Consider the following 11,435-nt stretch of genomic DNA (forward strand, 5'->3'; position numbering starts at 1 on the left):
TCATGTGTGCATGATTTCTATTGCATTGTTTAGTTTTCAAGGAACACTGCCTTCCTGCTCATTAGGACTTACGTCCTTTGTTTTCGCAAGTCAGCTTGTTTATAATACCTTTTCTCAAGCCATTTGTCAAGCATTTTTTGAAACATTTTCAAAAACTTTCTCAACATTTCAGGCAGAAAAAAATGGTGGGCAGGGATGGATTCGAACCATCGTAGCCTACGGCGACGGATTTACAGTCCGTTCCCTTTAACCACTCGGGCACCTACCCACAAAAATGGTGACCCAGGAGGGACTCGAACCCCCGACCCTTTGATTCGTAGTCAAATACTCTAATCCAGCTGAGCTACTGAGTCATGTTGAATGTGGTATTAAATTTGCCTCTAAGAAAATGGTGGGCCCACCAGGACTTGAACCTGGGACCGACCGGTTATGAGCCGGTTGCTCTAACCAACTGAGCTATAGGCCCACGACTTTTGATAGAAAATCTCGCACGGCCAAAGCATGCGAGAATTGCAAACATGGTATGGAGCGGAAAACGAGACTCGAACTCGCGACCCCCACCTTGGCAAGGTGATGCTCTACCAACTGAGCTATTTCCGCATGATATGGAGCGGAAAACGAGACTCGAACTCGCGACCCCCACCTTGGCAAGGTGATGCTCTACCAACTGAGCTATTTCCGCATATTTCCTATGTCTGCCAGCGCTCTGCGCGACTGACAAGGAATATAATACTACTTTCTCCCATCCATGTCAACACCTTTTTTATATTTTTTTCAAAAGGCAGAAAAAAGGGTGAAGAAGCTCCATACAGCGGCTCCTTCACCCCCATCCTGCCGCACACCTGAAATCAGCGCGCCTGCATCTGCCAATCACACAAGCTCATAGCCTGCCTCTGCAATCACTGCCCTGAATTCCTCAACAGAAATTTCCCTGTCAGCCTCTACCACAGCAGTTTTGGTTTCCAAATCCACCTCCACGGAGGATACGCCATCCATTTTGCTCAGCGCCTCGCGCACATGCTTCTGACAGTGCATGCACATCATGCCTTCAATCTTCAACTCTTTTTTCATCACCAAATCATCCTTTCCATCTCTGCAGTTACGCCTGCATTTATCTTCGCCTGCTTCAACAGCCATTGGCAAAATCCGCACCACGCCGACAGACTGACCGTCCCCTTCGGCATGGCCGGAAAGCTCCCCGGAAAATCTGAACCGCTTCAGCCGCAGGGCATTCAGCACCACACACAGACTGCTCATGCTCATGGCCGCCGCACCAATCATCGGTGACAGCTTTACCCCGAAGGCAGGGTAAAATACGCCTGCCGCCAGCGGAATTCCGATAATATTATAGAAAAAAGCCCAAAACAGGTTTTCCTTGATATTCCTGATTACCGCCCTGCTCAGGGAAATCATATCGGCAATCTGGCGCAAATCACTGCCCACCAGCACCACATCCGCGCTCTCCATGGCAATGTCCGTGCCTGCCCCCACGGCAATACCCACGTCAGCCCGCACCAGCGCCGGGGCATCATTGATGCCGTCACCGGCCATCGCCACAACGCGGCCTGCCTCCTGCTGTTCCCGGACAAGCCGCTCCTTATCCTGGGGCAGCACCCCGGCAAATACCCGGTCTATGCCTGCCCTCTGTGCCACCGCCCGGGCCGTAAGCTGATTGTCACCAGTAATCATCATAACATCTATGCCTGATTTTTTCAAAAGCTCCACCGCCTGACGGCTGGAACCTTTCTCCCTGTCAGCCACGGCAAAAATGCCCAGCAGATAGTCCCCGCTGGCAGCAATCAGCACGGTTTTCCCCTCATTGGACAGTTCATCCATGCGATGCCTGTACGCCGATATATCAAAGCCGCGGCTCTCCATATAAGCCGCATTGCCCACAAAAATCCTCTCGTTCCCCAGCACGCCGGAAATCCCCATGCCCGGCTCATTGGCAAAATCCTCAAAGCGAAGCAGCTCTATCCCTTTTTCTCTGGCAAGCGCCACTATGGCCTGTCCCAGAGGATGCTGGCTGGCCTGCTCCACGGAGGCCGCCTTCTGCAAAAGCTCCTGCCAGTCAGTGCCCAGGCACAGCACATCCGTCACGCCCGGCCTGCCATCCGTTATGGTGCCGGTCTTGTCCAGCATGACGGCATCAATCCCTTTAGCGCGTTCCAGAATTTCACCGGACTTAATCAGGATACCCCGCTCCGCTCCCTTGCCGGTTCCCGTCATAATCGCCACCGGCGTTGCCAGCCCCAGCGCACAGGGACAGGAAATAACCAGCACGGAAATCGCCGCCGAAAAGGCAAATTCCGCCCCATACCCCAGCAACAGCCAGACAATGCCGGTCACCACGGCGATGCCGATAACAATCGGCACAAATACCCCGGAAATCCTGTCCGCCAGCTTTGCAATCGGCGCCTTGGTGGCACCGGCCTCATCCACCAGCCGTATAATCTGGCTGATGGCCGACTCGGCTCCCACCTTTTCCGCCCGGAAGCGGATATAGCCGTCCAGATTGATGGAGGCAGAAATCACCCTGTCCCCCGCCTTTTTCTGCACGGGCAGCGATTCGCCGGTAATCGCCGACTCGTCCACGCTGGCACTGCCCTCCAGCACGACGCCGTCAGCGGCAATCCCGCCGCCGGGCCTGACAACGACCTCGTCCCCCGGCACCAGCTCATCAGCGGCAACCTCCACCTCACTGCCATTGCGCAGCACAAGGGCGGTTCTCGGCACCAGCCCCATCAGCCGCCGCAGAGCCTCCCCCGTGCTGCCCTTGGCGCGGGCCTCCAGATACTTGCCCACCGTAATCAGTGTCACAATCATGCCTGCCGATTCAAAATACAGGCTTTCGCTATAAGCCTCCACCAGCGCCCAGTCACCGTGCCCCATGCCCCAGCTCATGCGGAAAATAGCAAACACGCCAAAAAATGCTGACGCCGCGGCCCCTATGCCCACCAGGCTGTCCATGTTGGGAGACCCCCGGAACAGATTGCGAAAGCCATTGACAAAATACCTGCGGTTGAAAGCCAAAATCGGCACGGCCAGCAGAAGCTGGGCAAACGCCGAGGTCACAGCATTCTCCCTGCCGTGAAAAATCGCCTTGAAGCCATCCCAGGGCACAATGCCGAACCATTCCGCCAGCATGTGATGCATGGCGATATACATGAGGGGAAGCAGAAAAACTGCCGACCAGATGAGGCGATTTTTCAAGTCTTCCGCTTCCCTGCCGAGAGGGTTTTCCCCGGCCTCTCCACCGGCCCTCCCGCCTGTCCTGCCTGCTGCTGTGCCGCTCTTTCTGCCTTCATCAGCGGGAGCGATGCCATAGCCCGCCTTTTCCACTGCCGCCACAATTCCCTCCGCAGTCAGCAGTTTTTCATCATATTCTATCTGCATGCTGCCGGTCAGAAGATTCACCACCGCATTCCTGCAGCCCGGCAGCCTGTCCACCGCCTTCTGCACTCTGGCAGAGCAGGCGGAGCAGGTCATGCCGCTGATTAAATATTTTTCCTTTTTCATAAAAACCTCACACAAAATGTACATAATATGCACATCATCCTGCTTTATTCTGAAAACAATTATCGTTATTACTATATTACCAAACAATGCCGCTGTCAATACGGAAGCTGTATTCACGCCTTACAGCCATGTATGCCCGCCACCGGCATCACAAAAGCATAATTGCCCTACTGCAAATTAAAATTGTTGCTTATTTACAGGTTTGATATTAAAATAGGTAATAGAACAAAGTTCTTTCCAAATATTCTAACAATAACACATAAAGTATCGACATTAATGGAGCGTAATATCATGGAGTTCTTACAAAAATTAGTAAAGAAAATATTATCCCTTGTGGCACATACAGCCCTGACCGTAGCGGGATTTTTCGTCATGCTGCTAAGCCTGGGTGGATTTCTCACCGGTGAAATTTTGGGCGGCGGCATCATCCTGGCCATCGGCGTGGCTATGACCGCCATCGGCACGCGCAGCCTCTGGTATCCCAGCTACAAGGAAAAGCAGGAGGAAAAGAAAAAACTGCAGGACATCCGCCACACCACGCTGGAAAAAAGCAATCCTGCCGCCCCTGTCAGCGATTTTGTCCGGGACAGCTATGAAAAAGCCATCAGCGACTACAACTCACTGAACGGCATTATACGCCAGCTGCAGGATCAGGAGCTGGCAGAACAGCTAAAGAAAATGCAGGGCATTGCCCAGCGGATGATTAACTACATGAGGGAGCATGCCGAGAAGATTTCTATGGCCGACCAGTTTATCAACTACTATCAGGACAGGGCCTTATCCCTGTCAAGGCAGTTTCTGGAATTTGAGCAGATGGGGCTGAACACGCCGGAGATTGCCGAAATCAAGGCAAAGACCAAACGCACCCTGGAATCCTTTGACGAAGCCTACGAGGCCCAGTTCAGCCGCATGCTGACAGACAAGATGCTGGAGGTCGAATCCGAGCTGAAAGTGGCCGAGCAGATTATGTCGGATGCAGGCATCCAGAACACGCCTGATGCGTTGCATGGACGCAGTGCCTCCCATAATACAGCTGCCGCCGGTGCTACCGTAACGCCCGATATGCAGGCATCAGCCTCCGGCACTGACATTCCTGATATCATGCTGAAAAACAACCCTTTCAGTATCGACCGCCCCTTTGACATCGGCGGAACCGCGGATGAATATCCATGCCAAAACAGGCGCACAGGAAAATGCCGTCCAAGAGGGCGCTTCCAGAAATAAAATCTTTGACACGAAAGGATGAACAATATGTCAGAAATTAATCTCGACGATCTGCTGAAAGCAAAAGCACAGGAAAATACCGCAACCTCCGCCCCTGTGGCAGTCATCGACCAGCAGCAGGAAATAATGCAGGTAACACAGCAGACAGAGGCCCTGACACCGGCAGAGCGTCAGCAGGTAGATGAAATCAAAGCCAAGATTGACCTTACCAATTCAGGCTATGCCCTGCAGTTCGGCTCCGGCGCCCAGAAAAATATGGCAGATTTCTCCGACAGCCTGCTGTCCCAGGTACGCACCAAGGACAGCGGACAGGTAGGTGAGCTGCTGACGGAGCTTTCCGGAAAAATCAATGAATTCAGCCGCAAGGAATCTGACAGCTTTGTAAAGAAGCTGCCCCTCATCGGCTCACTGGTCAGCAAAGGGGAAACCATGATTTCCTCCTACGAAAAGCTCTCCACGAAAGTTGAAAAAATCCAGTCAGAACTGGAAAAATCAAAAACCACCATGCTAAAGGACATCACGCTCTTTGATGCCCTCTACCAGAAAAACCTTGAATACTTCAAGCATCTGGAGCTTTACATCCGCGCCGGTGAAGAGAAGCTGCAGGAAATGCGCACCACGGTACTGCCAAAGCTCAGGGCTGACGCCGCCGCATCCAGCAATCCTATGGCCGGTCAGGTAGTCAGCGACTTCGAGAGCAACGTAGACCGCTTTGAAAAAAAGGTGCACGACCTGAAAATCAGCAAAACTATCGCCATACAGACCGCTCCCCAGCTCAGGCTCATCCAGAACAATGACAAGATTCTGGTGGAACGGGTGCAGAGCGCCATTTATAACGCCATCCCACTGTGGAAAAACCAGATTGTCATCGCGCTGGGCCTGTCCCGCCAGCAGAACGTCCTGCAAATGCAGCGCGCCGTTTCCGACACCACCAACGAGCTTTTAAAGCGCAACGCAGAAATGCTGAAAATCAACTCCATAGAAACTGCCAAAGAGAACAACCGCAGTATTGTGGACATTGATACCGTAAAGAAAGTCAACGATGACCTGATATCTACCATTGAGGAAACGCTGAAAATTCAGCATGAGGGGCGTCAGGCGCGCCAGGCCGCCGAGCAGGAGCTTCTGCAGATAGAAAACCGCCTGAAAGAAACACTGCTGGCCAACATGAACCGATAAAGCCAAAACCGGCTCGTCAGCTGGAAAATACGGCAAAGCAAAATGCAATGGACTACATGAACAACAAAAACCCCCTGCCGCATGACAGGGGGGATTTTTTTATGGAGCTGGTAGCCAGAATCGAACTGGCGACCTTCGGGTTACGAATCCGATGCACTACCGACTGTGCTATACCAGCATATGAAAACATCAACACTCAAAAACGCAACAAAACGCACCGACCTGAAAATCAGCACAGTGCTTATTATAAAGCCTAACCATGAAATATGTCAATACAGAAAATGACAATTAACGAAATTACAGAAATATGATATAATGGCAGAGCTGAATTTATACAACAATTTGAAGGGAGGAAGTCACGCCCGCCGGACATGCAACCATCCGCCATACAGCCTGCCAGCCGCAGCCCGGAGCTGCCACCCGGAGGCTTTGCAGGCGGCAGGCTCAGGCGGCGTGATGATAGCTGATGATTTTTCTTGCCATGCTTCTTTTGGGCATAATAATAGGCTTTGTCGGGGCGGGAGGTGCAGGCGTAACCATCGCCCTGCTTGTCGTGGGCTTCCATGTGCCGATGCATGCCGCCCTGGCCGTGGCCCTGTCCTCCATGATATTTACCACCCTGTCAGGCGCATACAGCCATTTCAAGGAGGGCGAGGTAGTAGTCAGGACAGGAGCCGTGCTGGGCATCGGCGGCATGCTTGGTTCCTTTGCCGGTGCCAACGTATCACTGATGCTGGATGAAGAGCTGGTTCGCTATATGACCAGCTATATCATGCTGCTTTCCGCCGTTCTTCTCTATCTGAAAGTGTACCAGTCCGACTGGCTGAACTCCCTTTTCCATTTTCCTGACCATCTGCTGGAGGGCACGAAGCTCTACACCTACGGCCTGCTGGCCGGTACAGTCAACGGCTTTATCTCCGGTGCCTTCGGCATTGGCGCCGCCGCCTTTATCCAGCTGACACTGCTGATTATTTTCGGAGTGCCGCTTATCAAGGCCATCGGCACCTGCATGATGGTCATTCTCCCCATCTCCGTGGCCGGCGGCCTCGGCTATCTCCTGCAGGGACAGCTTGATTTCAGCATTTTCCTGCAGACACTTATCGGCCAGTTCATCGGCGCCTATCTGGGGGCAAAGCTCACCCATCTGGCGCCACTGCCTATCCTCAAATTCTCCATTGTTGCCATGAGTACCACAGGTGGCGTAGTGCTGCTCTTCGGCGTATAGCACAGAGCACAGCTTCCTCATTCAGCCAAAATATTATTGCAGAGCTCGACAAGCTGCCATTTATTTGCCAGCTCATGCTGTTCGGCAAAGGTTCTGATAGCCCTGATGCCATCTGCCGCCCCTTCACCGATGCCTGACTGACGGCATCCTTCCAGATAAACCTGCAGCAGCTCACCAGCCCTTTTGTAGCTGGCAAGGCCTGCTATCGGCTCATCCTGCAGCGAATAGCTTATCAGCTTGCCGGCAATCTCCAGCAGGGAAGCCTCCTCCGAATGGTTCAGCAGCTCCGGCAGCTTGACACGCTTGATAACGGTGATCGCCGAATACTCCGGCATGATTTCATTCTGCCAGCCCTCCTGCAACAGCCAATCCCGCATTTCCTCGTCTTCCGGCTTCAGCATGCTGACAGCATGAATCCTGCCCCATCCCTTCAACTTTTTTGCCAGCTGAAAATACATCCTGTTGGCATCTTCATAGCCGCCCAGCGCAAACAGGCAGAACAGCGTCATTTCCTCGCAGGCCGCCAGCGTCAGCAGGATTTCCCGCATCTTCTCGTCAGGCTCGCTGTCCAGCACCTCCAGAATCGTCAGGGCAAATTTGACCGACTCCACATCGCGGCTCTGCAAAAGCAGGGTTCTGGCGAACTGCCCCAGCCTGTCAGGTGACAGCCCCTCCGGATGCGCATACACCCACTCCTGCACCTTGTCCATAACAGGCAGCATGACAATCCCCTGGGCAAAATATGTAATCAGCGCATTTGCCGCATCCTCAAACCGCCCCTGGGAAGCAATCTTCAACGCCTGCTCCAGCATGGTGATATCCGTATTGCCGGCAGGCCCCATATAATACCTGATTGTGCCGTCAATAGCACCGTCTGCAAACTGCCGCCCGTCCTGCAGCTTCTCCCGCAGCACAAAGCCCTCCGGCATCGTCCCCTCCGGCGTCATTGCCCCCTTGATACGGTCATAAATCGATTCCTTTTCTGCCATTTTCAAAACCCTTTCCACTAATTTTTTCTCTGATAGCTTTCTCCAAATAAACACAAGCGGTACAGCCTCCCAAAGCCGTACCGCTTATATTATACACTATTTTCCACAGAAACTTCCACCTGCACGCCCGGTTTTATCCATCAGCCGCCGGACATGCCCTCAGCTCCTGCTTTTCTTCATCTTCTTCGCCCGATAGCTTATGTAGAGAACCAGCAGCCATACCGGCAGGGCCCAGACAGCCATCTGCATATCAGGAATCTGGTACATCATAAAGATTACCCCCGCCAGAAAAGCCAGACAGAAATAATTCAGCCACGGATACAGCCAGGAATGAAAATGCGGAATCTTATGGCCGGTCCGCTCGCAATACTGACGGAACTTCATGTGGGTCATCGTGATGGAAACCCAGTTAATAACCGCCGAGATAATCACCACAGCAAACAGATACATGAACACCTGGCTTGGAAACAGATAATTCATGATTACGATAATAAACGTTATGCCCGATGAAATCAGAATGCCCGTCACCGGCACGCCACGCTTGGAAACCTTGTGCAGAGCCGCCGGGGCATCCCCCTTGTCAGACAGGCCATAAAGCATGCGTGAATTGCTGTAAATCGCGGAGTTGTAGACGGAAACCGCCGCCGACAGCACCACCAGATTCAGGATGTGCGCCGCCGCCGGAATGCCCACATTGTCAAAAATCTGCACAAACGGGCTCGCCTCCATGCCCACCTGATTCCACGGCCACAGGCACATGAGGATGAACATTGTGCCCACATAAAAAATCAGGATTCGCCAGATTACCTGATTGATAGCCTGCGGAATGGATTTGTCAGGATTTTCCGCCTCCCCTGCCGTGATTCCCAGAAGCTCGATGCCCCCGAAGGAAAACATAACCACGACGCAGGCCATCATCAGGCCCCAGACGCCGTTAGGCAGGTAGCCGCCATGCGCCCAGAGATTGCTCATGCACTCCGGAAAGCCCGCGGGATTGCTGAACACCAGAAAACCGCCCAGCACGATCATGCTCAAAATCGCCACGACCTTGATTAACGCCATCCAGAATTCCGTTTCACCATAGGCCTTTACATTAAAGAGGTTGATGGCCGTGATAACCACAAGGCAGACAAATGCAGACAGCCACTGCGGCACATCCGGCAGCCAGTAGTTCACATAAATTCCTACCGCCGTCAGCTCAGCCATGCTGACCATAATATAGCAGTACCAATAATTCCAGCCGGACAAAAACCCCGGAAACTCCCCCCAGTATTTGGTGGCATAATAACTGAACGAGCCGGACACAGGCTCATCGACAGCCATTTCTCCCAGCATGCGCATAATAAAATAAATTACCACGCCGCCAATCAGGTACGCCAGCATCACCGACGGCCCCGTCAGGGAAATGGTTGAGGCCGAACCATAAAAAAGCCCTGTTCCGATAGCACTGCCCAGCGCCATCATCTGCAGGTGCCTGTTCTTCAGCCCACGCCTCAGTTCCTTTTTTTCTTCCATACATATTCCTCCAGTACACACAAAAATATATGCTATTTTTGTGGATTATCTGCATAACTTATCAACAGCAAGGGACAAATTGTGGATAAAATAGTGCATAACCACATATTGCCCGCCTTTGTCTGCATAAATCCCCATTTTCCTGTGGATAAATTAAGTTACGATGTTGATAATTATAGCATAATTTGTCTCTTTATCCAACTGCTGGTATAATATAAATACAGTATTCATTCACAGTATAAACATACATTTATGCTGTTCATAAAAAACTAACAGCGCTACGCTGCAAAAAGGAAGGTTGTACCATGCCAGACACCGCTACTCAGGATATCACCAGCAAGGAACTGATAGAAACGCCGCACGGCGTACAGGAAAGCATCAAGATGGATTTGTTGGAAATGATTCAGGAGGGTACTGACCCGTTTGAAATCATCTACGCCGTAGCCAGATATCTGGAAACCGCTTCGGCTGAACGGGGCTACGCCCAGCACATAATTGACAATATCCATACTGTTTACGGCACTGCTCTGGGAAACAAAAAGCCTCTGGAAGACGAAATCAGCGAACTGGATACCCGCCAACAACGCATTCAGGCTTATCTCGATACCACTAAAAAAGATGAAACTGTAACCGAGGATGAACGCTCCCGCCTGAATTTCTCCATCAAGGCGCACCAGCGCAAAATTGAACGCCTGAAAGAGCTTCTGTCCAAATCAGAAAAATAAGGCACAAAAAAACAGGTATTGACCACCATGCACCATCCTGCCGGACGGAGCCTGCGTCAATACCTGTTTTATTGTTGTGAACTTCCGGATGCCAAACTGCAAAAATCACGGCTGGCTTGCCAGAGCCTTTTCAAACTCGGCCAGGGACATACTGGCCTCCTCTGCGGCCTCTTCCTTGGTTATCCGGTTTTTCCTCACCATGGAAATCAGGGTACGCAATGCGCCCTCTATGCGACCTTCTGCACGGCCCTCCATGCGGCCCTCTTCCCTGTTTCTTTCAATTACCTCGCACATTTCACGTATTCCCTCCTCCGTTGTCTTAAACAGACGCTTACGCTTGGACGTTGCTGGAAAGCGCTCATCGTCATACGCCGAATCCTGGGTAAATACCTTCATCAACCCGGCTACATCCGAACCATCGTCCAAAACTGCATTCACATATATTTCCTGCAACCCATTATTCACCACGCGGCCGCTCTCCCGTACAACACGGTCTACATGATACAGCGCACAGCCATCGGAAAAAACATCAAACTGCGCAATCAATATCACTATCACATCCGGCACATCGCAGAACTTGTCTCCGGGATTTGCCACATTGACCGACAGCAGGGAGCCATTGTAGCGCATTCTGCGCTGATGGTCATCCGCGTTGGAACGCTGAACCTCCACGTTCACATGCCTGCCATCTCCCAGAATACATTCACAATCAAGGACGCAGGAACGCCCCTGAAGATTTTTCAGCACCAGCTGCGGCCTGTGCTGCAGCACAACAAGTTCCTTATCCGATAATATTACCTGCAATATTTCCTCACAGAAAGCCTTATCCTCTGCCATTTTTACAAACAGGGCATCATCTATCGGATTCAGGCTCATGGCATCCTCCCGAATCTTGGCCTTGTTGCCCACTGCACATCACCCCCAAGCTCTTTACTTAATTTTACCACATGCCAATGTATACTTCAATCAGCGAAAAGCTAACAGCACCGATCAAAACATGTATAGACCACCATGCACCATCCTGCCGGACGGAGCCTGCGTCAATACCTGTTTTATTGT

Annotated in this window: 8 protein-coding genes and 6 tRNA genes; 4 read left to right on the plus strand and 10 right to left on the minus strand. The window is 51.9% G+C overall.

All coding sequences use genetic code 11. The features are described 5' to 3' along the window. Window positions 1-183: 183 nt before the first annotated feature. The 6 genes from ACI3UA_RS06465 to ACI3UA_RS06490 all read right to left on the minus strand — a co-directional run bounded on the left by ACI3UA_RS06465 (window position 184) and on the right by ACI3UA_RS06490 (window position 3,519). A tRNA-Tyr gene (locus ACI3UA_RS06465) sits at window positions 184-268 on the minus strand. A 7-nt stretch (window positions 269-275) separates the two neighbouring features. Continuing rightward, window positions 276-353: transfer RNA gene (locus ACI3UA_RS06470), tRNA-Arg, on the minus strand. A gap of 36 nt (window positions 354-389) precedes the next feature. Continuing rightward, window positions 390-466, minus strand: a tRNA-Ile gene (locus ACI3UA_RS06475). 58 nt (window positions 467-524) lie between these two features. Further along, window positions 525-600: transfer RNA gene (locus ACI3UA_RS06480), tRNA-Gly, on the minus strand. Between the two features lie 6 nt (window positions 601-606). Next, window positions 607-682 (minus strand) — tRNA-Gly (locus ACI3UA_RS06485). Between the two features lie 188 nt (window positions 683-870). Beyond that, the gene (locus tag ACI3UA_RS06490) at window positions 871-3,519 is read right to left on the minus strand and encodes a heavy metal translocating P-type ATPase (protein ID WP_439724005.1); all 2,649 of its coding nucleotides are present in this window, start codon (window positions 3,517-3,519) and stop codon (window positions 871-873) included. A gap of 291 nt (window positions 3,520-3,810) precedes the next feature. Between ACI3UA_RS06490 and ACI3UA_RS06495 the strand changes: the two genes are divergently transcribed. Together ACI3UA_RS06495 and ACI3UA_RS06500 are read left to right on the plus strand one after the other, a co-directional pair. Beyond that, on the plus strand, window positions 3,811-4,743 hold the full coding sequence (locus ACI3UA_RS06495; RefSeq protein ID WP_439724006.1) for a 5-bromo-4-chloroindolyl phosphate hydrolysis family protein: 933 nt from the start codon (window positions 3,811-3,813) through the stop codon (window positions 4,741-4,743). Between the two features lie 27 nt (window positions 4,744-4,770). Beyond that, entirely contained in the window at window positions 4,771-5,922 is a 1,152-nt protein-coding gene (locus tag ACI3UA_RS06500) for a toxic anion resistance protein (protein WP_439724007.1), read from the plus strand. Between the two features lie 102 nt (window positions 5,923-6,024). On the opposite strand, the gene ACI3UA_RS06505 is transcribed toward ACI3UA_RS06500, so the two are convergent. Beyond that, window positions 6,025-6,100: transfer RNA gene (locus ACI3UA_RS06505), tRNA-Thr, on the minus strand. A gap of 288 nt (window positions 6,101-6,388) precedes the next feature. Here ACI3UA_RS06505 and ACI3UA_RS06510 point away from each other — a divergent pair. Continuing rightward, window positions 6,389-7,147: a sulfite exporter TauE/SafE family protein gene (locus ACI3UA_RS06510; protein ID WP_439724008.1), complete on the plus strand. Its 759-nt coding sequence runs from the start codon at window positions 6,389-6,391 to the stop codon at window positions 7,145-7,147. A 17-nt stretch (window positions 7,148-7,164) separates the two neighbouring features. On the opposite strand, the gene ACI3UA_RS06515 is transcribed toward ACI3UA_RS06510, so the two are convergent. Together ACI3UA_RS06515 and ACI3UA_RS06520 are read right to left on the minus strand one after the other, a co-directional pair. Further along, window positions 7,165-8,136, minus strand: coding sequence for a hypothetical protein (locus ACI3UA_RS06515; RefSeq protein ID WP_439724009.1), 972 nt, complete (start codon window positions 8,134-8,136; stop codon window positions 7,165-7,167). 159 nt (window positions 8,137-8,295) lie between these two features. After that, the gene (locus tag ACI3UA_RS06520) at window positions 8,296-9,651 is read right to left on the minus strand and encodes an amino acid permease (protein WP_439724010.1); all 1,356 of its coding nucleotides are present in this window, start codon (window positions 9,649-9,651) and stop codon (window positions 8,296-8,298) included. 305 nt (window positions 9,652-9,956) lie between these two features. On the opposite strand from ACI3UA_RS06520, the gene ACI3UA_RS06525 reads away from it, so the two are divergent. After that, window positions 9,957-10,376, plus strand: coding sequence for a hypothetical protein (locus ACI3UA_RS06525; protein ID WP_439724011.1), 420 nt, complete (start codon window positions 9,957-9,959; stop codon window positions 10,374-10,376). 105 nt (window positions 10,377-10,481) lie between these two features. On the opposite strand, the gene ACI3UA_RS06530 is transcribed toward ACI3UA_RS06525, so the two are convergent. Next, window positions 10,482-11,285: a PD-(D/E)XK nuclease family transposase gene (locus ACI3UA_RS06530; protein WP_439724012.1), complete on the minus strand. Its 804-nt coding sequence runs from the start codon at window positions 11,283-11,285 to the stop codon at window positions 10,482-10,484. Between the last annotated feature and the right edge of the window lie 150 nt (window positions 11,286-11,435).

Origin of the sequence: Anaerovibrio sp. (genome assembly GCF_051866355.1) — a bacterium.
Taxonomy (GTDB): Bacteria; Bacillota; Negativicutes; order Selenomonadales; family Selenomonadaceae; genus Anaerovibrio.